This is a genomic window from Mycobacterium sp. 94-17, from assembly GCF_035617725.1.
GTDB lineage: Bacteria > Actinomycetota > Actinomycetes > Mycobacteriales > Mycobacteriaceae > Mycobacterium.
The window spans coordinates 249,127-274,421 of the sequence record NZ_JAPIYN010000005.1 but is presented as its reverse complement, the minus strand read 5'-3'; the positions used below and the strand labels follow the sequence as shown (position 1 = coordinate 274,421).

Sequence of the window (25,295 nt, the reverse complement as noted above, 5' to 3'; positions counted from 1 at the left end):
GATCGCCGCGCCGGGCACTAAGTGGCGCAGCATGTTTGGCATTTGCGCGCGTGCGTCGCAAATGGCGCGACAAAGCGCATAAAACACGAATACGCGGTAGCCGTCGACCGGCTACTCGCGCAATATTTCAGTGGGGTATTCGGTTAGAGAATTCGGTGGTTCGCCCTGCCGACGTGATATCCGGCGGGAAATGATTTCTCGATGACCTGCAGCTGGTGGTCCACCCTGGACTCGAGCTCGAGCACCACGCAGTCGCTGAGCGCCTTCGACTCGAGAACGATATACCGCTGGCCGCAATCCGTAATCGGATCACCTGATTGCAATGTTTCGACGGGTACCAATTCCGGTGTTCCGTGTGCCTCCACGCATCACACGTTAGGTCAATTCGCTGGGGGAGGGAATAGTCAGCCGCCGACTCCTCCTCACGCCGCTGCGCGGCGCGCATCGTCGTCGGGCTCGGTTGGATTGCGCGACTCCTCCTCACGCCGCTGCGCGGCGCGCATCGTCGTCGGGCTAGGTTCTCTCCTATGAGCTGGTGGACCGTCCACGCCGAACGGACCCTGACCGAACACGTGCCCGCGCCACCCGACGCCGTCCGCGACTTCTACGTGGACCTGGGCAACATCAAGCTCGTGCACCCGCTGATCGTGTCGGTGGAAACGTTGTCCCGCAGCGAAACCCGGGACGGCTACCAGCAGGACTATCGCGTGGTCGACCGTATCCCGTTAGGGCCGTTCACTATACGAACCGGCTATCGGGCCCGGCTGCGGGTACCCGTCGACGGCGACGTGCTGACCGAGGCCGACCAGTCGCCCGGCGTGCGGCTGCGCGGCACCGTGAGTTTCGATCCGGTGGACGGCGGAACCCGGGTCACCGAGCGGATAGCCATCACCGCCCCGCGGCTGCTGGCCGGGGTGACCATCCGGGAGGGAGTCAAGGCGCACGTCGCGATGCTGGCCGGCATCCGGAGTCACTTCGAGGAGGGTTGAGCCGCCGGTCAGCAGCCCGAGAAATCGATCACGCCGCGAATGTTGCGCCCCTCCCGAAGATCCGCCATCGCCTCGTTGATCTGATCGAGCGTGTAGTGGCGGGTGACCAACTCGTCGAGTTTCACCGCGCCTGCCTGATACAGCGACAGCAGCATCGGCACGCTGGTGCGCGGATTCATCCCGCCATAAAGCGCACCCCTGAGCTGCTTGGCCGACAGCGTCAGCTCCTGCAGCACCAGCGGAACCGGGGGCTCGGTGAAAGGGGTGATGCCGGTGAGCACGCAGACCCCGCCCTTGCGCAGCAGCGTCAGCGCCAGCGGGATCAGGTCCACGCGCACCACGCCGGGGCAGATCACCACGCGGTCGGCCATCAGGCCGGCGGTGATCTCCTTAACCAGCGGTATGGCTTCCTGCGCGGAGGCGGCGGTGTGCGTGGCGCCGAAGATCTTGGCCGAATCGCGTTTGGAATCAACGGGATCCACGGCGACGACATATTTGGCACCGACGGCGCGCGCGCCCTGCAGGGCGTTCATCCCGACTCCGCCGGCGCCGATGACGACGACCGTGTCGCCGGGTTCGGTGCCCGCCGAGACGGTCGCCGAGCCCCAACCGGTGCTGACCCCGCAAGACACCAGCGAGGCGGCATGGAAGGGGATCGTGGCGTCGATCTTGATGACGGACCGTTCCGATAGCACCGCATACTCGGCGAACGTGCCGAGTTGGCCGTAGGCCAACAGGTTTTCGTCACCGAGATGCCGGCGACAGGTCCCGTCGGTGGGCATTTCCCGCACGAACAGGCTCGCGCCGATGTCGCAGATGTAGCTCTGGCCGTTCACGCAGAACCGGCAGCTGCCGCACGCGGGAATGAAGGACAGGGCCACGTGATCCCCCGGCCGCACCGTCGTCACGCCCGGCCCGACCTCTTCGACCACGCCCGCCCCCTCGTGACCACCGAGCAGTGGGAACCAATCCGGCGCCGGCTGGCCGCCCGCGGCGACGGACTCGGGCGTCGGGACCACGTCGCCGGTGAACAGATGATCATCGGAGTGGCAGATTCCGGCGACGGCCATCCGCACCATGACCTCCCCCGCGTGGGGCGGATCGAGCTCGATCTCGCGGATCTCCCAGTCCTGGCCGACCCCGCGGATCACAGCGGCGCGACACTCCATTGGCGACCTCCTTGATTTCTGGTGGCATCTGCTGCGGTGCACCGGCGGGGGCTCACCGCGCCAGGCCGGCGCGCAGTTCCCGCTTGAGCACTTTGCCGTAGCTGTTTTTCGGTAGCTCGTCGACGAATTCGTAGCGCTTGGGCCGTTTGAAGCGGGCGATGCGCCGCACCAGATGTGCGTCGAGCGCCGCGGGCTCCACCGAACCCACGACGAACGCGACCACCACCTCACCCCACTCGGCGTCGGGGACGCCCACCACGCATGCCTCGCAGACGCCGGGGTGCTCGAGCAGCACCTCCTCTACCTCGCGGGGGTAGATGTTGCTCCCGCCACTGATGACGACGTCCTTGGACCGGTCCCGCAGCGTGAGAAAACCGCGCGCATCGAAGGAACCCATGTCGCCGGTGTAGAGCCAGCCGTCCTTGAGCGTGGCGCGCGTGGCGTCGGGGTTCTGCCAGTATCCGGACATGACGGCGTCTCCGCGGCAGACGATTTCGCCGATTTCGCCGCAGGGCGCCCGGCGGCCGTCCGGACTCAGCACCGCGACCTCCATCCCCGACCGCGCATAGCCGACCGAACCCAGGATCGCGTCGTCATCCGTTTCGTGGTCGGCGCGCCGCAGCCCGGTGATGGTCATCGGCGATTCGCCCTGACCGTAGATCTGCGCGAAGACCGGGCCGAACGCCGCAATCGCCTTGCGCAGGCTCTCGACGTACATCGGCCCGCCGCCGTAGACGATCGCCTTCAGATTCCGCGGACGGCCGCGGCCCGTGTCGACCAGTCGTTGCACCATGGTCGGGGCCAGGAACGCGCTGACGGCGGGGTGGTGCTCGCAGAGGTCCAGGAACTCGCCCGGATCGAATGCACCCGACTCGGGCACGATTTGGCGGGCGGCCCGCAGCACATACGGCAGGACGTACAGGCCGGAGCCGTGCGACATCGGAGCCGCGTGCACCAGGCTGCAGTTCTCGTCCGGGTCGTCGATGTCGGCGAGGTGCGCGACCGCCATCGCCGTCAGGTTGCGGTGCGACAGCATCGCGCCCTTCGGTCGGCCGGTGGTCCCGCTGGTGTAGAACAGCCACGCCAGCGCGCCAGGGTCGGTGCCCGGCGGCGCCGACGGGTCGGTGCCGAATCGCCGCGAATAGTCTTCGGAATCGACCAACTCCGTTGGAGTTGCGGTGAGCGCTGCGAGCTCGGCGCCGATGGCTGATGAGGCGAACACCCGAGCCGCCCCGGCGTCGTCGAGGATCTGCGCCATCTCGCGGGGATGCAGCTTGTAGTTGATCGGGACGACGGCGCATTCGGCGGCCCAAGTCGCGAACATCAGCTCGAGCATCTCGGGACGGTTGTGGCTCGCGATCGCGATCCGTGCTCCGGCACCGTGCTGGTGCCGGATCGACGCGGCCAGCCGTAAAGCCCGGTCGCGCAACTCGATCCAGGTGTACACGCGGCGAGCCCCGTGATAGACCGCGCCGCGACCGGGATGCCGGTGCGCGGCCAGATCGAGCAGCGCGAACAGGTTCACGGCTGGATCCAGTGCGCCGCCAGCGCGGCCTCCGACAGGTACTTCGTCGAGCTCCATCCGCCGTCGACGACGATTGTCTGGCCGTTGATGAAGCTTCCGCCCGGCGAGCACAGGAAGGCGACGGTGCTGGCGATGTCGTCGATGCGGCCCAACCGCTGATGCGGCGTCATCTCGGTGTTGATCTTGCGGAAACGCTCGTCCCGCAACCGCTTTTCGACCATCGGGGTCACCGTCACCCCCGGCGCGACGGCGTTGCAGCGGATACCGGACGCGCCGTACTGGCAGGCGATGTGGGTGGTCAGCGCGGTCATGCCGCCCTTGGCGGCGGAGTAGGCGCCTCCGCGCAGGCCGCCGACGACCGCGAACGTCGACGTCACATTGATGATCGCCGAACCGGGCGGCATGTGCGGCAGCACCTCGCGCGCGAGGCGAAACGGCGCACGCAGCATCAAACCCAGGAAGTAGTCCAGGGTTTCGTCGTCGGTTTCGTGCAGCGGCTTGGGGCTGCCCACCCCGGCATTGTTGATCAGGAAGTCGACGTGGCCCCACCGGGCGACCGCGAGGTCCACGATCCGGCGCGGCGCGTCATCGTCGGTGAGGTCGACGGCGAGTGTCGCGACGCGGTCCGGATCGCCGACCGCCCTTTCCAGTTCGGCCAGCCGCCCCTCGTCGCGGGCGGTGCCGAGCACCGCGATGCCCGCCTCGGCGAGCTTCGTGGCGCACCCCAGCCCGATGCCGCTGCTTGCTCCCGTGACGATTGCGACCTGCATCTCACCCATCCTTAGTCCTCGCGCGGCGACCCGCCGCGCCCGGCTTCGCCGCGCTCGCGATCTTCGTGTATCAGCGACGCCCGGATCTGATGCTTGAGTATCTTGCCCGCATCGTTCTTCGGCAGGGCGTCCCAGATCTCGACCCGTTCCGGGGCCTTGAATTTGGCGACGCCCTTGCCCACCAGCAGCGCGAGCAGGCTCGCGACATCCGGCCTCTTACCGTCCGCGGCGACGATCACCGCGCATGCGCGCTCTCCGGTGTGCGCGTCGGGCAGTCCGACGACCGCGATTTCGGCGATACCGGGATGGTCGGCGAGCAGGTCCTCGACCTCCTTGGCGGAGATGTTCTCTCCGCTGCGAATGATCACGTCCTTGGCGCGGCCGGTCACGACGAGGTAACGGTCATCGACCCAACGGCCGAGATCGCCGGTGCGGAAAAAGCCTGCGGCATCGAAGGAATCGTCCGCGCCATGGCGGTATCCCAGCAGCATCTGCGGGCCCCGCACACAGATCTCGCCGTCCCCGGTGGGCGCCGCCCGGTGCGCGACTATTTTGATCTCGGCGATGCCGGGCCTCCCGTCGGTGTCCGCCGCGTATTCGGCCTCGTCCGGGCCGGGTGCGCCGACGGTGGCGACGGGCACTTCCGTGCAGCCGTAGACTCGGGTGATGACCGCACGGTCGAAATACTCTGCGGCGCCGCGGATCAGCGAGGGCGACACGGATGCGCCGCCGCAGATGAACACCTTCAGGTCGGGCAGGCGGGTGCCGGCCCGCTCGGCGGCGGACAGCAGCTGCTGCAGAAACGGGGTGGCCCCCGCCATGTGGGTGCACCGGTGCGAGTTCATCAGTGCGACCGCCGCGGCCGCGTCCCAGCGGTCCATCAGCACCGTGGCGGTGCCCAGCAGCAGTGGGCATTCGAACGCGTAGATCGAACCGCCGATGTGGGCGAGCGGCGACGGCACCAGAAACGTGTCGCCCGGGGCGATCGCCCAGTGGTCGCGGATCTGGCAGATCAGCGCGTGTATTGAATTGTGGCTGTGCAGGACGCCTTTCGGCCGGCTCGTGGTGCCGGAGGTGTAGAGGATCATTCGTACGGCATCGGGATCGAGCGCCGGAAGCGCTGCAGCGTGCGGCTGAGCCAACAGCAAGGCCGAATACGCGGTGTGCGGCCCTGCGGCGCCGCGCAGCACCACCACCTCGGGCGCGCGCTCCATCGCGGATGTCACCCGCTCCAGCATCGCCGCGTAGTCGTGGCCGCCATAGCGCCGCGGGACGAAAACCACTGCGGTGCCCGCATCTTCGAGGATGTAGCGCAGGTCGTGGTCGCGCAGCGACGGCGGGATCGGGTTGACCACCATTCCCGCCAGCGTGGCCGCCAGATAGATCACGGCGCTCTCGTGCCAGTTGGGCAACATGAACGATACGACGCTGCCCGCGGGCGCACGCGCCAGCAGCGCGGCGGCCAACGCGCCGGCCTGCGCGTACAGCGCGGCGCAGTCCAGTCGGATATCGTTGTCCACCAGCACCGTTCGGTGCGGCGACTCCGCGGCGGCGGCTCGCAGCGCGTCGGCCAGCGTGGTGTGTACCCACAGCCCGCGCCGGTATGCCTCCGCCGCGTCCTGCGGGGACCGGGCGATCACCGCCACCACATCCGCGGTTGCCTACTCATCCACGCGGCGCATGGTCATTGCGTACCGGAACCTCGAAGACAGGTGGGTGTTGATGGTCACCTGGGCGATCTCGCCGTCGGAGGTCGTATAGGTGCGCCGCATCTGCAGCGCGGCGGTGCCCGGTTCGACCCCGAGGCCGTCGGCCAGCTCCGCGGACAGCAGGACGGCGGCGATCTCCTGATGCAACTGGGCGACACTCACGCCGAAAAGGTCCTCGATCAACGGAAATATCGGGCCGGCGTGACGTTGCAGCAGCCTGCCCACCGCCGCGAAACTTCGGTTGATGTAGTACTCGGTTCGGCACAGCGGGACCGACGCGCCGTCGGCCTGCCGGTAGCCGCGCACCGACAGCCATTGGCTGCCGACGTCCAGGCCGGTCTGGGCGGCGAGGTCGTCGTCGACGGTCACCATCGCGTTGGACTCGATGGTCAGCTGCGCGCCTGCCGCGAACGCCAGCAGATCGTCGATCGACATCGCGTCCTGGGCGTAGGAACTCGACGCCGGCCGGGGCACCACCCGGGTGCCCGCCCTCGGCCGGGAAGCCACCAGGTTGTCCTCGCGGAGCCGGCGCAGCGCCTCGCGGATGGTGTAGCGGCTCACCGCGAAGCGTTCGCACAGTTGATGTTCGGTAGGTAACTGCGAACCTACGGGGTACACGCCGTCGACGATCTCCTTGCGCAGCGTCCGCGCAATCTGGAGGTAGCGGTGGTCGGCCGCGATCGCCCGCGGCGTCATGGCCCGTCCGGTGCCGGGCGCAACGCCAGCACGCTGCCGTCGCCATCGGCCGAGAGGTAGAGCGTTCCATCGGGCGCCGCGGCGATGCCGGCGAAGGGGCCCTGCGGTCCGGAGAACGGCGGCATCCCGCGCAGCGGTTTGGGTGCCACACCAGGCGGGGGGCCGACCGGCAGGCCGGCGGCGATCGTGCGCCGCGCGCCGGTGCTCAGATCGAAGGCGACCAACTCCTTGGTGCCGGCGTCGACAACGTAGAGCACCCCGGCGTCAACCAGAATGCCTTGCGGGCGTTGCAGATCGGCGGTCACGATGGCGGACCCCGATCCCGTCAATCTCAGCACCCGCCCGGCCGCGGCTTCGGCCACCAGGCACGCCCCGTCGCCGTCGACGGCGACCCCGACCGGCTCACGCAACTCGCTCGCCAGTACCTCGACGCCACCGGGCCCCCACGACAGCACCCGCCCGGTGCCAAGCTCTGCGAACACGACACCGCGGGGACTCAGGGTGACCCCGTAGAGCTGGTCGAAACCGTCTGCCAGCACTTCGGTTTCGCTGGTCGCGGGGCGGTAGCGGCTGAGCTGACCGCCGGAGGTGGTGACGACGAACTCGCCGGGCCCGCTGACCGCGAGGCCGCGCAGGAACCCGGGATAGCCGGGGCTGAACAGCATGCCCGCGGTGCGCAGGGACCCATCGTGCTGGGCGACGTAGAAGTAGGTGCCGTCGGCGATGTAGAGCAGACCGTCGTGTCCCACCGCGAGATCCAACGGCCAGTTGAGTCCGCCGGTCAGCACGGATCGCGTTGTGCCGTCGGGCGATATCTCGGTGATCTCGCCGGTGAAGTTGGACACGAACAGCCGGTCACCGACGAAGGTGCAGTTGTCCAGGCCGGGGCTGAGTTGGGCGAGCAGACGCTGTTCACCGCTGCGGGGGTTGATGCCCAGCACCTGCCCGCTCGCCACCTGCGTCGAGACGATGTGGCCCTGCCGGTCGAACTTGACCGAGTCCGGTACGCCGAGACCGGTTGCGACACACTGCGGGTCGCCGCCGTCGGGATCGATCCGCCAGATTTCGTTGGCGCCCATCACCGGGAAGTACAGCAGGCCGTCCGGCCCGACCTCCATCGCGTTCGGCGATGGCACGTTCTCCAGCAGCACCCGCGGCGCTCCGCCCGTGAGGTCGAATTCCAGCAGCCGCCCACCCTCGCGGCATTCACCGATGAACAGCCGGCCCCGGTGGAAGGTGATGCCATTGGCCGACGGCACGTCATCGCGGAGCACGCGCGTTCGGCCGGCGGGGTCGCGCACACTGACCCGGCCGTCCATCACCTCGGTCGCGTACAGGTTGCCGCCGTCGTCGAACGCGACGTCGTCGGGTGCGACGATGTCACCGCCCTTGGGGCTTGCGGTCACCAATTCCCCGGTGCGGTGATCCAGCGCGCTGATCTGGCTGCCGGTCACCTGGGCGATGTAGATGCGACCGTCCGGGCCGGTGCGCAGGCCGTTGGCGCCGAACAGCCGACTGGGCGTGGTGACCCGTTCGAGCTCCCAGCCCGGCGCGACATCGATGGGGTGGGCCACCGGATAGCGCGATGGCTGGGCCGAGATGGCCCTCGAGGTGGACATGCTGCGCCGGGGTTCCTTCTGTCGGCCGTTTGGGCTGGACGCTATCAACTCCGCTTAGTCCAGACAATAGGGGGGAAGTAGCCCGAACCCGACCTTGACAGAAAAGTCCACCGATCGGAATAGTGTTCTCCTAGCGACAGAATGCCATATTTTGTCCGGACAAAACCGTACTTGTCCTGGCGCGGACGCATGGCCGGCGGCGAGGGAAAGCAGGTCATGGCCGATCACGAGGATCGCCCGAATCTCCTGGGCCTCGACGGCCGCGTCGTGGTTGTTTCCGGCGCCGGCGGGGGCGGCATCGGCACGACCGTCACGGCGATGACCGCCCGGGCCGGGGCCACGGTTATCGCCGTGAGCCGGTCGAAGGAAAACCTCGACGAGCACGTCGCCCCGCTGGCCCGCCAGGGGCTTGCCGTGGTGCCCGTCGCCGCCGATGCGTCGACCGACGAGGGCATCGCCGCGGTGATCGACCGGGCCCGCCGCACCGGCGGCGACTTGTACGGGTTGGTCAACGTCGCCGGCGGCGCGGAGCCGTCGACGTGGATGCCGTCCACTCGGGTGACGCGCGACGACTGGCGCACCATCTTCGCCGCCAACCTCGAGACGGCGTTCTTCATGAGCCAGGCCGTCGCAAGTGAACTCGTCGCGCGGCAACGGCGCGGGTCGATCGTGTCGATTTCCTCGATCAGCGGCATGAACACCGCGCCGTTCCACATCGCCTACGGCACCGCCAAGGCGGCCATCATCGCGATGACCCGCACCATGGCCCTCGAGTTGGCGGAGGCGGGCATCCGGGTCAACGCCGTGGCGCCCGGCGTCACCGAGACGGCGGCCTCGCGCACCTACGTCGGCGAGGACCCCCAGCGCGACCGGCAGGCGATCGCGATGGGCCGGCGCGGCCGGCCCGAGGAACAGGCCGGCGCCATCCTCTTTCTGCTCTCTGAGATGTCGAGCTACGTCACCGGCCAGACCCTGCTCGTCGACGGCGGCCTGGATCTCAAGTGGAGCCACCTCGGCGCCGATAACACCTCACTTTTCCTCAAAGACGAATCCTTCCGTGCGGCAATCAGGAGGATGTGATGACCGACTCAGGGGCAGACGAACTTTCGGCGCCTGTGACGATCGGCGTCGAGGCGTACATCAGCGAGACCTACGCCCGCGCCGAGCGCGACAGGCTGTGGCGCAAGGTCTGGCAGCAGGTGGGCCGCGTCGAAGAGCTGCCCGAGGCGGGCAGCTACCTGACCTACGACATCCTGGACGACTCGATCATCGTGGTGCGCACCGGCACAGGCGAGTTTCACGCCCACCACAACGTCTGCATGCACCGCGGCCGCCGGCTGATCGACACCCCCGAGGGCGCCAAGAACGCGTGTGCGCGAACCCGAAAGTCCTTCGTCTGTGGGTTTCACGGCTGGACCTACGGTCTGGACGGCGCGTGCATGCGCATCCGCGAACAACAGGACTGGCAGGACGCGCTCACACCCGACAACACCCGCCTGCGGCCCGTCAAGGTTGACACCTGGGGCGGCTGGTTGTGGATCAACATGGATCCCGACTGCGAGCCGCTGGCTGACTTCCTGTTTCCCGCCGCGAAGATCCTCGATCCGTTCGGGTGTGAGAACATGCGCTTCAAATGGCGTAAGTGGGTCGAGTTCGACTGCAACTGGAAGGTCGCGCTGGAGGCCTTCAACGAGACCTACCACGTCTTCACCACGCATCCCGAGTTCAACAGGTTCGGCGAGTTCAAGGGATGGGCGAAAGCCCAAGGCAGGCATAGCAATATCGGCTACGACGCTCCTGAGGACCTGAAGGCCACCAAGTCCAAGATCCGCCTCGGCACCGGCGCGGACCCCCGTGTGTCGACCGCGGAGATGCAGGTGTACACGATGGAGGAGACCAACGCCACCACTACCCAGACGCTGGTGAACGCCGCGAAGCGATTGGTCGACGAGTTGCCCGAGGGCACACCGGCCGACAAGGTCCTCGAGCACTGGCTGGCGTCGGCGCGCCGCGACGACGAGGCCCGCGGGGTGGTCTGGCCGACGATCTCCGCCGACATTCTCGGGCAGGCCGGTACCGCGTGGCAGATCTTTCCGAACTTCCAGATCGGCCAGGGCTTGACCAGCGCGTTGTGCTACGGCGCGCGGCCGCACCCCAGCTACAACCCGGACAAGTGCATCTTCGAGGTCTCCGTCTTCGAGCTGTATCCGAAAGGCGCTGAGCCGCGGACGGAATGGGAGTACACGCCCGTCGGCGACCCCCGGTGGCGGTCGGTGCTGCCACAGGACTTCTCCAACATGGCCGCCGTGCAGCACGGCATGAAGTCCCTGGGCTTCCCGGGCACCAAGCCCAACCCGTATCGCGAGCGCAGCACCGTCAATCTGCACTACCAGTTGTCGCGGTACATGGGAACCGGCGAACCTCGGGAGCTTTGAGTGATTCCGCGAAGGAGACACGGATGACCACCGCTGACACGCCCTGCGGGCCCACCGAGGTCCCGCAGGACGTAGACATCGACGCGATGCGGGCCAAGTACGCCCGGGAGCGCGAGAAGCGCCTGCGCACGGACGGCGGCGCGCAGTACCTCGAACTCGACGGTGACCTGGCCGACCTCTACGAGGTAGACCCGTACACCCCGGTGGCAGACCGCCCCCCGATCGAGGCGGACATCGAGGTAGCGGTGCTCGGCGGCGGGTTCGCCGGGCTGTTGTCGGGTGCTCATCTGAAAATGTCTGGCGTACAGGACGTTCGGGTCATCGACATGGCCGGGGACTTCGGCGGCGTGTGGTACTGGAACCGCTTCCCAGGCATCCAGTGCGACAACGACGCCTACTGCTACATCCCGATGCTGGAGGAACTCGAGTTCCTGCCGAGCAAGAAGTTCGCCGATGGCGCCGAGATCTTCGCGCATTGCCAGGCCATGGGCAAACACTTCGACCTCTACGACGGCGCGATCTTTTCCACCCAGGTCGAGACGATGCGCTGGGACGAGGAGACCAAGCGCTGGCGGCTGAGGACGAACCGCGGCGACGACATCCGCGCGCGGTTCGTGGTGATGGCGCAGGGCTCGTACAACAAGCCGAAACTGCCCGGCATCCCTGGCATCAAGGAGTACCTGGCCGCCGGCGGCCACGCGTTCCATTCGGCGCGCTGGGACTACGACTACACCGGGGGCGACGCCAACGGTGGCCTGCACAAGCTCGCCGACAAGCGCGTCGCACTCGTTGGCACGGGTGCCACCGGCGTTCAGCTGGTGCCGCATCTCGGCCGGGATGCCCAGCAGCTCTTCGTTTTCCAGCGCACCCCGTCGTCGGTGGACATGCGCGCCAACACCCCCACCGATCCGGCCTGGGTGGCGACCCTGCGGTCCGGTTGGCAGGAGGAGCGTAAGCGCAATTTCCACAACTGGTCACCGTTTGTCGGGGTGGTCTTCGGTGAACCGGATCTGGTGTGCGACTTCTGGACCGAATTGGGCCGCAACATGACCGCCCGGATTGCCGCCAGCCCGGATCCCGCCTCGCTGGGGATCGAGGAGATCATGGGGATCCGGGAGGAAGAGGACTACAAGATCATGGAGCGGTTGCGGGGCCGCGTGGCCGCCCTGGTCGACGATCCCGACACCGCCGAGGCGCTCAAGCCGTATTACCGCTTCATGTGCAAGCGGCCATGTTCGAGCGAGACGTACCTGCCGGCGTTCAACCTGCCCAACGTGACGTTGGTGGACGTGTCGGAATCCAAGGGCGTGGAGCGCCTGACGGAGAGGGGCGTTGTCGCCAACGGCGTTGAGTACGAGGTCGATTGCGTCGTATTCGCCAGTGGATTCGAGATCTCCACGGAGATCAGTCGCCGCTTCGCGGTCGACGTCATCGAGGGCCGCGACGGCCTGTCGCTGTTCGACTACTGGCATGACAAGTACCAGACGCTGCACGGCATGACCGCCCGCGGGTTCCCCAACCAGTTCTTCACCGGTTTCATCCAGGGCGGCGTCTCGGCCAACACCACCGCGATGTTCGAGCAACAGGCCGAGCACATCGCCTACATCATCGCCGAGGCGCAGAAACGCGGCGCGACCACCGTCGAACCCAGTCAGGAGGGCCAAGACGCCTGGGTGAGAACAGTCGCCAAACTCGCGATCGACAACTCTGCGTTTGAGATGTCCTGCACGCCTGGGTATTACAACAATGAGGGCCAGGGTGGCGCCAAGGACAATGGCGCGTTCCTCGGTGATTTCTACTCGCCGGGCTTCTATGCCTTCGGCGACCTCATCGCCGAGTGGCGCGCCAGCGGCGACCTACAAGGCCTCGAGCTTTCGTGAGCGAGTTGCGCTTCGACGACCGCGTCGCCGTCGTGACCGGCGCCGGACGCGGACTGGGCCGCGCCTACGCCGAGCTACTTGCCGCGCGCGGCGCGAAGGTCGTGGTCAACGACCCCGGGGGCAGTCTCACCGGCGAAGGGGGCGACGTCGGTCCGGCCGAGCAGTTAGTCGATGAGATCACCGCGGCCGGAGGAGAGGCCGTCGCCTCTACCGCGTCGGTCGCGACTCCCGATGGCGGCGAGGCGATGATCCAGGCCGCGCTCGAACGCTACGGTCGCCTCGACATCCTGATTCACAACGCGGGCAACGTCCGTCGCGGCTCGCTGAAGGAGATGAGCTACGCGGATTTCGACGCCGTCCTCGACGTGCACCTGCGTGGTGCGTTCCACGTTGTGCGGCCGGCGTTTCCGGTGATGTGCCGGGCCGGCTACGGACGCATCGTGCTGACCTCCTCGATCGGCGGGATATACGGCAACCACGAGGTGGCCAACTACGCGGCGGCCAAGGCCGGCGTGATCGGGCTGTCCAACGTGGTGGCGCTAGAGGGCGCCGACGCCGGCGTGACCTGCAACGTGATCGTTCCCGCCGCGGTGACCCGGATGGCCGAGGGTATCGATACCTCGGCCTACCCACCGATGGGCTCGGATCTCGTTGCGCCCGTGGTCGGTTGGCTGGCCCACGAGTCCTGCTCGGTGACCGGCGAGATGTTCATCGCGCTGGCGGGTCGGGTGGCACGCGCGGTGATCGCCGAGTCGCCCGGCGTGTACCGGCCGTCCTGGACGGTCGAGGATGTCGGCGAACACCTAGAGGCGATTCGAAAGGTGGAGGCCCCTTTGGTTTTTCCGGTGGTGCCCGATGGCCATACCGAGCACATCCGCTACAGCTTCGAGTTGGCGCGCCATGCCTAGTGGACCGCTCGCCGGTGTGCGGGTCATCGACCTGACCGCCATGGTGATGGGGCCGTACTGCACCCAGATCATGGCGGATATGGGCGCCGACGTGATCAAAGTCGAACCGCCGCAAGGAGATAACACCCGCTACATCTCGGTCGGTCCGGCGCCCGGCATGAGCGGGGTGTTCGTCAACGTCAACCGCGGCAAGCGCGGCATCGTGCTGGACCTGCAAACCGACTCCGGCAGGCAAGCGCTGCGCGCGCTTGTCGAGACCGCGGATGTCTTCATCCACTCGATGCGGGCCAAGGCGATCGCCAAGCTCGGCTTCGCGTACCAGGACGTCGCGGCGATCAACCCCGGAATCGTGTACACCAATTGCTATGGGTACGGCCGGCGCGGACCCGACCGCGACCGGCCCGCCTACGACGACACGATTCAGGCCGAGTGCGGTCTGCCGGCGGTACAAAAACAATTGACCGGCGAGGCCGACTACGTCGGTACCATCATGGCCGACAAGGTCGCCGGGCTGACGTCGCTGTACGCGACGACCATGGCGCTGTTCCACCGCGAGCGGACCGGCGAGGGACAGGAAGTCGAAGTCGCCATGTTCGAGACCATGGCCACGTTCATGCTCGTCGAGCACGCCAACGGCGCCATGTTCGACCCTCCCCTGGGGCCGGCAGTGTATCCGCGCACGGTGGCGCCCAATCGTCGCCCGTATCGCACCAGCGACGGCCACATCGCGGCATTGATCTACAACGACAAGCACTGGAATGCCTTCATCAACGCGGTGCAGCCGCCGTGGGCGAGCGAGCTGTATTCGACACTGGAACAACGCGCCAACCAGATCGACACGGTGTACGGGTTGGTCGCCGAGACGATGAAACAGCGCACGACGCACGAGTGGCTGACGCTGTTCGGCGAACTCGAGATACCCGCCTCGCCACTCAACACTCCCGGCGACCTGTTCGACGATCCGCATCTCAACGCCGTCGGGATGTTCGAGACCGTCGACACCCCGAACGGACCGGTGCGCTTCCCGGGCGTACCCACCTGGTTCTCCCGCACACCGGGCCGGGTTGCGGGCCCCGCGCCGGAACTGGGCGCCGACACCGACAAAGTACTCGCCGAAATCGGCATGAGCAGACGTGAACCAAAGGAGCTTTAGCGATGCCCGTCCCCGTCTACAAACGCATTCTCGACCTGTTCGAGGCCGAGGGCGTGAACACGTTGTTCGGCATCCCAGACCCGAACTTCGTGCACATGTTCGCCGAGGCCGACGCCCGCGGGTGGTCGGTGGTCGCGCCGCATCACGAGCTGAGCGCGGGCTTCATGGCCGAGGCGGCGTCGCGCATGACGGGCAGGCCCGGGCTGTGCATCGGCACCCTCGGCCCGGGCATGGCCAACATCGCCGGCGCCATCCAATGCGCGCTGGTGGAGAACTCGCCGGTGATCTTCCTCGGCGGGCAGCGGGCCCGCATCACCGAGCGCCGGGTCCGGCGCGGCCGCATCCAATTCGTCCAGCAGGAGCCACTTTTCGCGGCTTCGGTCAAGTACAGCAGCTCCATCGAGTACGCCGACCAGACCGATGAGATCATCCACGAGGCGATCCGCAAGGCGATGTCAGGCACCCCGGGCCCGTCCTACATCGAGTTCCCGTCGCACATCATCCTCGACGAGCTCGACGTCGATGCCGCACCGGCCCCGTCGAGCTACCGGCTGGTGAACCAGGGCGCCGGCAGCCGCGAGGTGGCCGAAGCCGTGAAGTTGATCCGCGAGGCCAGGAGCCCGGTGCTCCTGGTCGGTCACGCGGTGCACACCTCGCGGACTCAGCAGGAGGTCAAGGAACTCGCCCAGTTGATGGCCTGCCCGGTCATCCAGACCTCCGGCGGCACGTCGTTCATCCCGGGCCTGCAGGACCGTACGTTTCCGTATCTGTTCTCACCGGCCGCCAACGAGGCCGTCGAGGAGTCCGACCTATGTGTCGCGCTCGGCACCGAACTCGGTGAGCCCATGCACTACGGCAGAACTCAGCACTGGGCGGCCAACAATGCGAACCGCAAATGGGTGTTGGTCGAGCAGGATCCGACCGCCATCGGCGTAAACCGGCCCGTCGACGTGGCGCTGGTGGGCGATCTGCGCGGCGTGGTGCCGCAGCTGGTCGAGGCGCTGCGCGACGCGCCCCGCACCGCGTCGGCCGGCCTCGAGAAACTGATCAAGGCCGACGCCGCCGAGTTGGTGCGGGTGGCCGAGGAAGCCCCGACGGGTCGCACCCCGGTGCACCCGGCGCGTTATGTCGTCGAGGCGACCAAGGCGTTCGACGAACTGGAGGACGGCATCATGGTCCGCGACGGCGGCGCGACCGTGATCTTCCAGTGGACCTACTCGCAGACCAAGCCGCGCGACGTGATCTGGAACCAGAACTTCGGTCATCTGGGCACCGGCTTGCCGTACGCCGTCGGCGCCTCGGTCGCCGAGGGCGGTAAGCGCCCAGTCATGCTGTTGACCAGTGACTCGGCGTTCCTCTTCCATATCGCCGAGCTGGAAACCGCTGCGCGGCAGAATCTTCCGCTGGTATGCGTGGTGGGCGTCGATCACCAGTGGGGCCTGGAGGTGGGCGTCTACAAGCGCACCTTCGCCCAGCCGTCGCCGCAGCCCGGCGTCCACTGGAGCAAGGACGTCCGGATGGACAAGGTCGCCGAGGGCTTCGGCTGCCACGGTGAATACGTCGAGAAGGAAGAGGAGATCGGCCCGGCGATCAAGCGCGCCTACGCGAGTGGCAAAGTCGGCGTTGTGCACGTGTGCATCGACCCGAAGGCCAACTCCGAGGAGATGCCGAAGTACGACCGATTCCGGACCTGGTACGCCGAAGGCACCCAGTAACGAGAAGGATGATCCGATGCGCGAATACCTGAAGTTCTACATCGACGGCAACTGGGTTGACCCATTGCGGCCCAACACTTTCGACGTCGAGAACCCGGCAACCGAGCAGGTGTCCGGGAAGATCTCGCTGGGGTCCGCGGCCGATGTCGATGCGGCGGTTGGCGCCGCCCGGCGAGCCTTCGCCGATTGGTCGCAGAGCACCCGCGAACAGCGCCTGGACTTGTTGCAGGCCATCCTGGCCGAATACGGCAAGCGTGCGGGCGATCTCGCTGAAGCGGTCACCGAGGAAATGGGTGCGCCGCCGTCGCTGGCCGCCGGCCCGCAGGTGCAACTCGGGGTCGGTCACCTGGTGACGGCGATCGACGTGCTGAAGAACTTTCCGTTCTCCGAACAGCACGGGTCGACGCTGATCGCCAGGGAGCCGATCGGCGTGTGCGCGCTTATCACGCCGTGGAACTGGCCGCTGAACCAGATCGCGGTCAAGGTGTATCCGGCGCTGGCGACCGGATGCACAATGGTCCTCAAACCCTCTGAGGTGGCGCCGTTCTCGGCCTACATCTTCACCGAGATCCTGGCGGCCGCGGGCGTGCCGGCCGGCGTCTACAACCTGGTCAACGGCGATGGCCCCGGCGTCGGCGTCGCGCTGGCCCGCCATGCGGGAGTTGACATGGTGTCGTTCACCGGATCCACCCGGGCGGGCGTCGAGGTGGCCACGAACGCCGCGCCGACCGTGAAGCGGGTGACCCAGGAACTCGGCGGCAAGAGCCCCAACATCATCCTCGACGACGACGGCTTCGCCGAGAGCGTGCGCGCCGGCGTCGTCAACATGATGCCGAACTCCGGGCAGAGCTGTAACGCGCCGTCGCGCATGCTGGTCCCGAATTCGCGGATGGCCGAGGCGATCCCCATCGCGCGGGAGACCGCCGAGCAGGTCAAGGTGGGCGACCCCGGCGAAAAAGCCGCGATCGGGCCGGTGGCGTCGAAGGCGCAGTTCGAGAAGGTTCAGGGCCTGATCCAGAAGGGCATCGATGAGGGCGCGACCGTGGTCGCCGGGGGTCCGGGCCGCCCGGCGGGCCTGGACAAGGGGTACTACGTCCGGCCCACCGTCTTCGCCGACGTCACCAACGACATGACGATCGCGCGCGAGGAGATCTTCGGGCCGGTGCTGTGCATCCTCGGCTACGACGACCTCGAGCACGCCGTCCAGATCGCCAACGACACCGATTACGGCCTGGCCGGTTACGTTTCGGGGGCCGACAACGACACGGCGCGAGAGGTGGCCCGCAAGATTCGTGCCGGGTGGGTGACGATCAACCACGCCTTCGACATGAACTCGGCGTTCGGCGGCTACAAGCACAGCGGCAACGGCCGGGAGTGGAGCGAATTCGGCTTCCACGAGTACCTCGAGGTCAAGAGCACGCTGGGCTACGCGTCTGACAAGGCCTGACGCGTCAGGCGTGAAATCCGAACGCAGCGGGGCGAAAAACCGTCGCGTGTCCTGCGCCTGTTCCCGAGCGCCCGCCTCTAGGCTGTCTTGCTGAACTCAACAGGAGGGGCAGCGACGTATCGGCATCAACCATGGCGCCGGGCGAGATGATAGTTACGGCGCGCTGACAGCAACCACGGAGCCGGGCGGGTCTCATCCCGCGCCGGCTCGTCGTACTCGGCCCCGGTGGGTCGCCCCGGTGCGCCGTGTCGGCCGGCTGGCCATCTGGGACCGGCCGGAGCGGGCCAACGGAATACCGGCGCTCGACGGGCTGCGCGCGATCGCGGTGTCGCTGGTGCTCATCGGGCACGGCGGCATCCCCGGCGTCAGCGGCGGATTCATCGGCGTCGACGTGTTTTTCGTGCTCAGCGGGTTCCTGATCACCTCGCTGCTGCTGGACGAGCTGGGGCGCACCGGCCGTATCGACTTGACCGGCTTCTGGATCCGGCGCGCGCGCCGGCTGCTGCCCGCGCTGGTGTTGATGGTGCTCACCGTGGCCGCGGCGCGCCGGCTGCTGCCCGACCGCTCGCTGACCGGCCTGCGCGACGACGCCATCGCGGCCTTCGCGTGGATGGCGAACTGGCGCTTCGTGGCCCAGAAGACCGACTACTTCACCCAGGGAGCGCCGCCCTCGCCGCTACAGCACACCTGGTCGCTCGGGGTGGAGGAGCAGTACTACTTCGTCTGGCCGGTGCTGCTCGTCGCGGTCACCCTGGTGCTCGCCGCCCGCGCGCGGCGCCGCTCGACCCGGGCCACCGTCGGAGGGGTCCGGTTCGCCACGTTTTTGATCGCCACGGTGGGCGCGCTGGCCTCGGCCGCGCTCGCCGTCGTCATGGCGTCGGACGGCGCCCGGGACCGGATCTACTTCGGCACCGACACCCGCGCGCAGGCGCTGCTGGTCGGCGCCGCGGCGGCCGCCCTGCTGGTTCGGGACTGGCCGTCGATGAACCGCGGCTGGTGCATGATCCGGACCCGATGGGGACGCCGGATCGCCCGGATACTGCCGCTGCTGGGTATGGCGGGCCTGGCGGCGGCGACGCACTACGCCACCGGTGCCGGCGTCGAATTCCGTCACGGCCTGCTGATCGGGGTCGCGATCGCGGCCGTGGCGGTGATCGCACCGGTCGCGCTGGAGCAGCGCGGAATCGTCGCGCGCGCGCTCGCGTTTCGCCCGCTGGTGTGGCTCGGAACCATCTCCTACGGCGTCTACCTGTGGCACTGGCCGATCTTCTTGGCGCTCAACGGCGAACGCACCGGATGGTCCGGACTGCCGCTGTTCGCCGCGCGGTGCGGCGCCACGCTGGTGCTGGCAGCGACGTCGTACTGGCTTCTCGAACAACCGATTCGGCGCTGGCGACCGGCGCGGGTGCCGCTACTGCCGCTGGCGGCCGCGACCGTGGCCAGCGCCGCGGCGGTGACGCTGCTGGTGGTTCCCGTGGGCACCGGGCCCGGGCTGCGTGAGGTCGGTTTGCCGCCCGGTGTCTCGGCGGTCGCGGCGGTCTCGCCGTCACCCCCGGGAATAAGCAGGCCCCGAGATCCCAACCGGCCGTTCACCGTCTCGGTGTTCGGTGATTCGATCGGCTGGACCTGGATGCACTATTTGCCCCCGACGCCCGGGTTCACGTTCCTCGACCACACCGTGATCGGCTGCAGCCTGGTGCGTGGCACGCCGTACCGGTATGTCGGGCAGACCCTGGAGCAGCGATCCGAGTGCGACGGCTGGCCAATCCGATGGGCGAGGCAGGTTAGCCAGGATCAGCCGGACGTCGCGCTGCTGGTCATCGGCCGCTGGGAAACGGTGGATCGGGTCAACGAGGGGCAGTGGACCCATATCGGCGACCCCACCTTCGACGCCTACCTCAACGGCGAGCTAGAACGGGCGCTAACCATCGCGGGTTCCACCGGTGTCCACGTGGTGGTCGCCACGGTGCCGTACAGCCGGGGCGGTGAAAAGCCGGACGGCCGGCTGTATCCGGAGGACCAGCCGGACCGGGTCAACCTGTGGAACGCCATGTTGCGCAAGACCGTCAGCCACCACCCGAACGTCGCCATACTCGACCTGAACAAGAAGCTGTGCCCCGACGGTGTGTACACCGCGAAGGTCGACGGCATCAAGGTGCGCAGCGACGGCGTCCACCTCACCCCCGAGGGGGTCAAGTGGCTCACGCCGTGGCTCGAGGAATCGCTGCGGTAGGCCCTAACCGCTTGTGCGACAGCTGATTTCCATGCTGTCACTGTCGCGAACCTGGAAGTTGAAGCTGACGTAGCCATTGTCGGGATCGCGCACCTTGTCCAGGTAGGGCGCCATATCGGCCGAGCTGGCGTTGTCGGCGACGACCAGCACACCGGGTGACAGCCGGGGCTCCAGCAGTTCGAGCACGGGCAGGTACAGGTCTTTCCAGCCGTCGAGCAAGACGAAGTCGACCGGCCCCGCCAAGTCCGCGAGCGTGGACAGCGCATCGCCCTCGAGGATGGTGATGACGTCGTCCAGGCCGGTCTCGGCGAAAGTCTGCTTGGCCGCGGCGATCTTGGTGTCGCTCAGCTCGGTGGTCACCACCCGGCCGGTGCCATTGTCGCGGACGGCGGCGGCCAGATGCAGGGCGGAGATGCCGAAAGACATGCCGAATTCGACGACGGTGGCCGGGCGGGTGGCCCGCACCAGCGAATACAGCAGCCGGCCGGCTTCCGGCGTCACCGGGATGTAGAACTCGCTCATCGCCTCGGTGCGTTCCTGTGTGGTCATCGGCCGATCGAAGGTGTCACGCCGCTCGCGCAGCAGCGACATCTGGTTTTTCGACACGGCGTACATCCGGTCGAGCGTCGAAGCGACCCGGGCATCCTGCAACGTTGTGGTCATGGATTCGAGCGTAGGCGCTCCGCCTGGCGGACCCCGGGAGACGTGTGCCCGGGCGTCAGGGATCCGCCTAGCCAGTTTGACGGCCTAGCGACCGCGGTGCAGTATGGATCACGCAAGCACCTCGGTAGGTGAGGCGTCTGCACGGATACAGGCCACTGACCCCGAACGTCGAGAGACGCCCCGGGTCAGGACAGCTCTTCCCGGACCCAAGGGTTGAGCCCAAGTGGCTTCCGAGCCCGGATACGCCGTGCAGTGCCGAAGCTCCAACGAGAGGGGTGCGACCGGCGAGTGTGTCGCCGGTCACTTCTGCCTCTCTCGTTTCAGGTGAATGTGGATGACACCCGCGTGTGTCTTGGCCGTGAGGAGGTGAGGGCGAGATGAGTCCCGGCGATAGTCCCTGTCACAAATCCGTCTTGTCCCGATCCGGCTCCGGCATGCCTTTCTCCGCCTGACGTCGCTGTGCTGCTGCGCGGCTGACACGCCGTGCCGACGCCGATCGGGTGTTCGTCAGGAGAAGATCATGACCTTTGTTCTCACACACCACTTTTCGGCCCGTTCCAGGCTGCGCGCACGGTCGATGCTGCGTGCTGGCCGGTTGTTGACCAACAGGTTCCACCTGCGGGCCCGGCTGACCCCTGAGGAGCGGGCCAACCTGTATGTCTCGCGGATGCCGATCGCGATGGTCACCGCGTCGCTGGGTGGCCACGTCCCGGGTTCGGGCAGCAACCACCGTTAGCCCGTCGCGCATTGAGCGCCGCAGCAACGTCGCCGCACCGGCGACGCGAGAACCGCTCGAGATAGCGAGGATTCGATGACTTCGACCCACACCGGCGGTGGTGGCCGGACCCCGGTGTTCGGGGGGACGGCCGCCACGCCGGAAGGCGCACGCGCCGAGGCGCAGAGCCCGACCGTGCCGGACTCCGCGCACGTCGGTGACATCGTCGGCGCGTTCGGCCGCATCCCGCGCGACGTCGACGGCGCCGATGCGGCGTTCCGTGGACGCTGGCGGCGCCTGCGGACGCTGGCGGTCATCACCGGACCCGGACTGATCGTCATGGTGGGCGACAACGACGCCGGTGGCGTCGCGACCTACGCGCAGGCCGGCCAGAACTACGGCATGGGCCTGCTGTGGACGTTGGCGCTGCTGATTCCGGTGCTGTACGTGAACCAGGAGATGGTGCTGCGACTGGGGGCCGTGGCCCGGGTCGGGCACGCGCGCTTGATATTCGAACGGTTCGGCAAGTTCTGGGGTGCGTTCAGCGTCGGTGACCTGCTGGTCCTGAACGCCTTAACGATCGTCACCGAATTCATCGGCGTCTCACTGGCTCTCGGGTTCCTGGGTTGCCCGCGGATCGTCGCCGTCCCGGCCGCCGCCGTGCTGCTGTTCGCTGTGGTGGCCGGCGGGTCGTTCCGCCGCTGGGAGGGGTTGATGTTCCTGCTGATCGCGGTGAACGTGCTGATCATCCCGATGGTGTTGCTGGCGCATCCCGCCCCGAAAGCGACTGTGGCCGGGCTGATTCCGCAGTTCCCGGGAGGTTTGAACTCGACGGTGCTGCTGCTGGTGGTCGCGATCGTGGGCACTACGGTAGCGCCGTGGCAGCTGTTCTTCCAGCAGTCCAACGTGGTGGACAAGCGCATCACGGCCCGCTGGATCTCTTATGGGCGAGCGGATTTGGCCATCGGAATCATCGTGGTCATGGTCGGCGCGACGGCGCTGATGGCCGTGGCGGCGTTCGGATTGACCGGTACCGCCGATGCGGGTCACTTCACGGACGCGGCCGCGGCCGCCTCAGGACTGTCGAGGCATGCGGGTGCTTCGGTGGGGGTGCTGTTCGCGATCATCCTGCTGGACGCGTCACTGATCGGCGCCAACGCCGTCGGACTGGCGACCACCTATGCGGTCGGTGACGCCATGGGCAAGCGGCACTCGTTGCATTGGAAGATCAGCGAAGCCCCGCTGTTCTACGGCGGCTACGCGATCCTGCTCGCGGTGTCGGCCGCGATCTCTTTCAGCCCCGACCACATCCTGGGCCTGGTGACCCAGGGTGTCCAGGCGCTCGCCGGTGTGCTGCTCCCCTCGGCCACCGTCTTCCTGGTATTGCTGTGCAACGATCGGGCGGTCTTGGGCCCGTGGGTGAACACGGTGCGGCAGAACATCATTGCGTGGACGATCGTGTGGTGTCTGGTGCTGCTGTCGCTGGCGCTGACGGCAACGACCTTCTTCCCGGGCATGTCCACGGCCACCATCGAGGCCGGGCTCGCGGCGGGCGCGGTGCTCGGCATCGTCGGCGGGGCGGTGATGATCGTCGTCGGCCGGCGACACCGGAACCTGATCGAGGCCGAAGCGATCGTGCGCACGCTCGGCGGCGGCCTGGACCCCGAGGTGGTCGACGAACTCGACGATGCCTCCTCGCTGACGCGGGCCGAGCGGCGGGGTCTACGGCGCCAGGATCGTGCCCGCTGGCAGACCCCAAACCTCGCGGTGCTCGATCTACCGGCGATGTCGCCGATGCGACGGGCGGGGTTGTTCACCCTGCGGGGTTACCTGGTGGTGGCCGTCGCTTTCGTCATCATCAAGATCGTGCAGGCCGGTGTTGCCGGGCCGGCCTCCTCAATGTGAATCGGTCGGCAGCAGAACGATTTTGCCGTGGGTGTGGCGCTGCTCGAGCTCGGCATAGGCGTCGGCGACCCGGTCCAGCGGGTAGGTCGCGGCGATGTCGAATTCGATGGCGCCCGACACGATCAGGTCGGCTATCTCGGCGAGCACCTCGGGCGTTGAGGCTTCCATGCTGCCCTCGGTCTTGGCACCCACTTCGCCGGCCTTCTGGAACGAGATGATGGTGTCGATCCGCTCGGGGGCGACGCCGAGATCGACGGCGAGCTGGACGTAGTCCGGGCCGAACAAGTCGATGAACGCGTCGATTCCATCCGGCGCCGCCGCACGCAACCGGTCGGCGAGTCCGGCACCGTAGGAGACCGGAATGGCGCCGTGCGCGCGCAGCCAGTCGGCGTTGCCCGGCCCCGCGATGCCGAGTACCCGGGCCTCGCGCAACACCAGAAGCTGAACCACCAGGCTGCCGACCCCGCCCGCGGCCGCCGACACGCCGATCGTCTCACCCGGTTGGGGCGCCACCGCGCGCACAGCCGCGTAGGCGGTCGCCCCGACCACATAGAGCGAACCCGCTGCCTCCCAACTGAGTTGAGGAGGTTTGCGGATCAATTGGCTGACCGGTACCGCGGCATGGGTGGCGTGGCTGGACCGGCGCATGCTGAATCCCAGGACCTCGTCGCCGACCGAGAACTCGGTGACCCCGGGTGCCACGGCGGTGACGATGCCGGCCAGGTCGCTACCCTCGCCGGAGGGAAAGGTGGCCGGAAACATCTCGTGCATCGCCCCGACGCGGATGCCGGCCTCGCCGGGATTTATCCCGGCGGCACGAACCTCGATGACCACCTCGCCCGGTCCGGGGGAGGGCATCTCGATGTCCGCGACGTACAACACCTCGGGTCCCCCGTACCGGTCGAACCGCACCGCGCGTGCCGTCGCAGCCGTCATACCGAACTCCTTTGACCCGGGGATGCCGTCACCCACGCCAGCATAGGCGCGCCGGGGTGCTACCCACCGGGCGCCGAGTGGGCATATGTTCGTAGTAAGCCCGATAACACCAGCACTTCGCCACCGGCGTCGGGGGCCGCGGTGAAAGCCTGATACCGATGACACGTGGAAGGAACATGCGTGGAGGTTGACCGGATCGGCCGCGCGGGCCGGGCCGTTGCCCTCGTCCTGGTCGGCGCCGCGGGCACGGGATGCGGCGGCGCCGGCGAATCCGCGTCGCCGTCGTCGAGTTCCGCCGCGTCGAGCAGTTCGAGCACGGTCACCGGCCCGCCGTCGGACCAGCCCTCGGACTACGGGTTCTTGCTGATCAAGCCGAACGATGTCGGCGGTGGTCTCACCGCGCCGCAGGCGCCGATGCTCAACCCCAACAATGCGCCGGGGGTCGCCCAGCTGTTTGCCAACGCCGACAGCAGCCGTCGGCTGTGGGACACGATCGTGGTCGCCGCCGATCCGCCTGCGGCCGCCGCCGAATTGGCTGCCACGCAAGGCAGTTATCACGGCAAGGTGAACGGGAGTTGGCAGCCGCTGGCCGTTGGCGCCAACGGGGTGACCATTTCGGGTGTCTCACCGGACAACTCCCAGGCCATGACGGTCTTGGTCTTCACCGAGGGCAAGGCACTGGTCACCCTGGAATTCGACAGCGCGCCCAACGAGCCGACCGATCCGGCGGCCGCCCTCGACATCGCTCGCAAGCAGGATGCCGCGATCAAGGCCGGGTTACCCAGCTAGCCGCGGAATTCCTTGGGCTGCAACGACGTTCGCGTGTTC

21 protein-coding genes and 1 riboswitch are annotated in these 25,295 nt (G+C 67.7%); of the genes, 12 read left to right on the top strand and 9 right to left on the bottom strand.

The annotated features are described in order from the left end of the window. Window positions 1-143: 143 nt before the first annotated feature. The gene (locus OQ789_RS08970; protein ID WP_324685044.1) at window positions 144-365 is read right to left on the bottom strand and encodes a hypothetical protein; all 222 of its coding nucleotides are present in this window, start codon (window positions 363-365) and stop codon (window positions 144-146) included. Between the two features lie 162 nt (window positions 366-527). Here OQ789_RS08970 and OQ789_RS08965 point away from each other — a divergent pair, with 162 nt between their 5' ends. Further along, complete coding sequence (locus OQ789_RS08965; protein ID WP_324685043.1) at window positions 528-989, top strand: SRPBCC family protein; 462 nt, start codon at window positions 528-530, stop codon at window positions 987-989. A gap of 8 nt (window positions 990-997) precedes the next feature. Here the strand turns inward: OQ789_RS08965 and OQ789_RS08960 are convergent, their stop codons facing one another. From OQ789_RS08960 to OQ789_RS08935, 6 genes are all read right to left on the bottom strand, one after another. Beyond that, entirely contained in the window at window positions 998-2,140 is a 1,143-nt protein-coding gene (locus OQ789_RS08960) for an NDMA-dependent alcohol dehydrogenase (RefSeq protein WP_324685091.1), read from the bottom strand. Window positions 2,141-2,210: 70 nt separating this feature from the next. Continuing rightward, entirely contained in the window at window positions 2,211-3,695 is a 1,485-nt protein-coding gene (locus OQ789_RS08955; RefSeq protein WP_324685090.1) for an AMP-binding protein, read from the bottom strand. Then, entirely contained in the window at window positions 3,680-4,462 is a 783-nt protein-coding gene (locus OQ789_RS08950; protein WP_324685041.1) for an SDR family oxidoreductase, read from the bottom strand. Before OQ789_RS08950 ends, OQ789_RS08955 begins: the two co-directional genes overlap by 16 nt. A gap of 2 nt (window positions 4,463-4,464) precedes the next feature. Beyond that, on the bottom strand, window positions 4,465-6,093 hold the full coding sequence (locus OQ789_RS08945; protein WP_324685039.1) for an AMP-binding protein: 1,629 nt from the start codon (window positions 6,091-6,093) through the stop codon (window positions 4,465-4,467). A 21-nt stretch (window positions 6,094-6,114) separates the two neighbouring features. Then, window positions 6,115-6,858: a GntR family transcriptional regulator gene (locus OQ789_RS08940; RefSeq protein WP_324685038.1), complete on the bottom strand. Its 744-nt coding sequence runs from the start codon at window positions 6,856-6,858 to the stop codon at window positions 6,115-6,117. Further along, the gene (locus OQ789_RS08935) at window positions 6,855-8,477 is read right to left on the bottom strand and encodes an SMP-30/gluconolactonase/LRE family protein (protein WP_324685037.1); all 1,623 of its coding nucleotides are present in this window, start codon (window positions 8,475-8,477) and stop codon (window positions 6,855-6,857) included. Before OQ789_RS08935 ends, OQ789_RS08940 begins: the two co-directional genes overlap by 4 nt. A 216-nt stretch (window positions 8,478-8,693) precedes the next feature. On the opposite strand from OQ789_RS08935, the gene OQ789_RS08930 reads away from it, so the two are divergent. From OQ789_RS08930 to OQ789_RS08895, 8 genes are all read left to right on the top strand, one after another. After that, entirely contained in the window at window positions 8,694-9,557 is an 864-nt protein-coding gene (locus OQ789_RS08930) for an SDR family oxidoreductase (RefSeq protein WP_324685035.1), read from the top strand. Continuing rightward, window positions 9,557-10,912 carry an aromatic ring-hydroxylating dioxygenase subunit alpha gene (locus tag OQ789_RS08925; protein ID WP_324685033.1) on the top strand — a complete coding sequence of 452 codons (1,356 nt, stop codon included), beginning with the start codon at window positions 9,557-9,559 and terminating at the stop codon, window positions 10,910-10,912. Before OQ789_RS08930 ends, OQ789_RS08925 begins: the two co-directional genes overlap by 1 nt. Before the next feature lie 23 nt (window positions 10,913-10,935). Then, window positions 10,936-12,792, top strand: a complete 1,857-nt coding sequence (locus OQ789_RS08920; protein WP_324685031.1) for an NAD(P)/FAD-dependent oxidoreductase — start codon at window positions 10,936-10,938, stop codon at window positions 12,790-12,792. After that, a complete protein-coding gene (locus OQ789_RS08915; protein ID WP_324685030.1) occupies window positions 12,789-13,700 on the top strand; it encodes an SDR family NAD(P)-dependent oxidoreductase in 912 nt (303 codons plus the stop codon). The genes OQ789_RS08920 and OQ789_RS08915 overlap by 4 nt, the downstream gene beginning before the upstream one ends. Beyond that, window positions 13,693-14,853, top strand: coding sequence for a CoA transferase (locus OQ789_RS08910; RefSeq protein ID WP_324685029.1), 1,161 nt, complete (start codon window positions 13,693-13,695; stop codon window positions 14,851-14,853). Before OQ789_RS08915 ends, OQ789_RS08910 begins: the two co-directional genes overlap by 8 nt. Before the next feature lie 2 nt (window positions 14,854-14,855). Then, window positions 14,856-16,568, top strand: coding sequence for a thiamine pyrophosphate-binding protein (locus OQ789_RS08905; protein ID WP_324685027.1), 1,713 nt, complete (start codon window positions 14,856-14,858; stop codon window positions 16,566-16,568). A gap of 16 nt (window positions 16,569-16,584) precedes the next feature. Continuing rightward, entirely contained in the window at window positions 16,585-18,015 is a 1,431-nt protein-coding gene (locus tag OQ789_RS08900) for an aldehyde dehydrogenase family protein (protein WP_324685025.1), read from the top strand. A 238-nt stretch (window positions 18,016-18,253) separates the two neighbouring features. Then, window positions 18,254-20,248, top strand: a complete 1,995-nt coding sequence (locus OQ789_RS08895) for an acyltransferase family protein (RefSeq protein ID WP_324685023.1) — start codon at window positions 18,254-18,256, stop codon at window positions 20,246-20,248. Window positions 20,249-20,251: 3 nt separating this feature from the next. Here the strand turns inward: OQ789_RS08895 and OQ789_RS08890 are convergent, their stop codons facing one another. Next, window positions 20,252-20,911: an O-methyltransferase gene (locus OQ789_RS08890; protein WP_324685022.1), complete on the bottom strand. Its 660-nt coding sequence runs from the start codon at window positions 20,909-20,911 to the stop codon at window positions 20,252-20,254. 113 nt (window positions 20,912-21,024) lie between these two features. Next, window positions 21,025-21,193, top strand: a riboswitch (M-box (ykoK) riboswitch). A gap of 238 nt (window positions 21,194-21,431) precedes the next feature. Here OQ789_RS08890 and OQ789_RS08885 point away from each other — a divergent pair. Then, on the top strand, window positions 21,432-21,647 hold the full coding sequence (locus OQ789_RS08885) for a hypothetical protein (RefSeq protein WP_324685092.1): 216 nt from the start codon (window positions 21,432-21,434) through the stop codon (window positions 21,645-21,647). Window positions 21,648-21,722: 75 nt separating this feature from the next. Then, window positions 21,723-23,531, top strand: coding sequence for an NRAMP family divalent metal transporter (locus tag OQ789_RS08880; protein WP_324685021.1), 1,809 nt, complete (start codon window positions 21,723-21,725; stop codon window positions 23,529-23,531). Here OQ789_RS08880 and OQ789_RS08875 read toward each other — a convergent pair. Then, window positions 23,523-24,467 carry an NADP-dependent oxidoreductase gene (locus OQ789_RS08875; protein ID WP_324685019.1) on the bottom strand — a complete coding sequence of 315 codons (945 nt, stop codon included), beginning with the start codon at window positions 24,465-24,467 and terminating at the stop codon, window positions 23,523-23,525. The genes OQ789_RS08880 and OQ789_RS08875 overlap by 9 nt on opposite strands. A 180-nt stretch (window positions 24,468-24,647) precedes the next feature. On the opposite strand from OQ789_RS08875, the gene OQ789_RS08870 reads away from it, so the two are divergent. Continuing rightward, a complete protein-coding gene (locus OQ789_RS08870; protein ID WP_324685017.1) occupies window positions 24,648-25,256 on the top strand; it encodes a hypothetical protein in 609 nt (202 codons plus the stop codon). Window positions 25,257-25,295: the final 39 nt, after the last annotated feature.

Excerpts from the sequence above, each read along its gene's own strand:
- OQ789_RS08910 (WP_324685029.1), top strand. The coding sequence starts at position 13,693 with ATGCCTAGTGGACCGCTCGCCGGTGTGCGGGTCATCGACCTGACCGCC.
- OQ789_RS08880 (WP_324685021.1), top strand. The coding sequence starts at position 21,723 with ATGACTTCGACCCACACCGGCGGTGGTGGCCGGACCCCGGTGTTCGGG.
- OQ789_RS08950 (WP_324685041.1), bottom strand. The coding sequence starts at position 4,462 with ATGGGTGAGATGCAGGTCGCAATCGTCACGGGAGCAAGCAGCGGCATC.
- OQ789_RS08935 (WP_324685037.1), bottom strand. The coding sequence starts at position 8,477 with ATGTCCACCTCGAGGGCCATCTCGGCCCAGCCATCGCGCTATCCGGTG.
- OQ789_RS08885 (WP_324685092.1), top strand. The coding sequence starts at position 21,432 with ATGACCTTTGTTCTCACACACCACTTTTCGGCCCGTTCCAGGCTGCGC.
- OQ789_RS08920 (WP_324685031.1), top strand. The coding sequence starts at position 10,936 with ATGACCACCGCTGACACGCCCTGCGGGCCCACCGAGGTCCCGCAGGAC.
- OQ789_RS08930 (WP_324685035.1), top strand. The coding sequence starts at position 8,694 with ATGGCCGATCACGAGGATCGCCCGAATCTCCTGGGCCTCGACGGCCGC.
- OQ789_RS08875 (WP_324685019.1), bottom strand. The coding sequence starts at position 24,467 with ATGACGGCTGCGACGGCACGCGCGGTGCGGTTCGACCGGTACGGGGGA.
- OQ789_RS08890 (WP_324685022.1), bottom strand. The coding sequence starts at position 20,911 with ATGACCACAACGTTGCAGGATGCCCGGGTCGCTTCGACGCTCGACCGG.
- OQ789_RS08900 (WP_324685025.1), top strand. The coding sequence starts at position 16,585 with ATGCGCGAATACCTGAAGTTCTACATCGACGGCAACTGGGTTGACCCA.
- OQ789_RS08940 (WP_324685038.1), bottom strand. The coding sequence starts at position 6,858 with ATGACGCCGCGGGCGATCGCGGCCGACCACCGCTACCTCCAGATTGCG.
- OQ789_RS08905 (WP_324685027.1), top strand. The coding sequence starts at position 14,856 with ATGCCCGTCCCCGTCTACAAACGCATTCTCGACCTGTTCGAGGCCGAG.
- OQ789_RS08965 (WP_324685043.1), top strand. The coding sequence starts at position 528 with ATGAGCTGGTGGACCGTCCACGCCGAACGGACCCTGACCGAACACGTG.
- OQ789_RS08925 (WP_324685033.1), top strand. The coding sequence starts at position 9,557 with ATGACCGACTCAGGGGCAGACGAACTTTCGGCGCCTGTGACGATCGGC.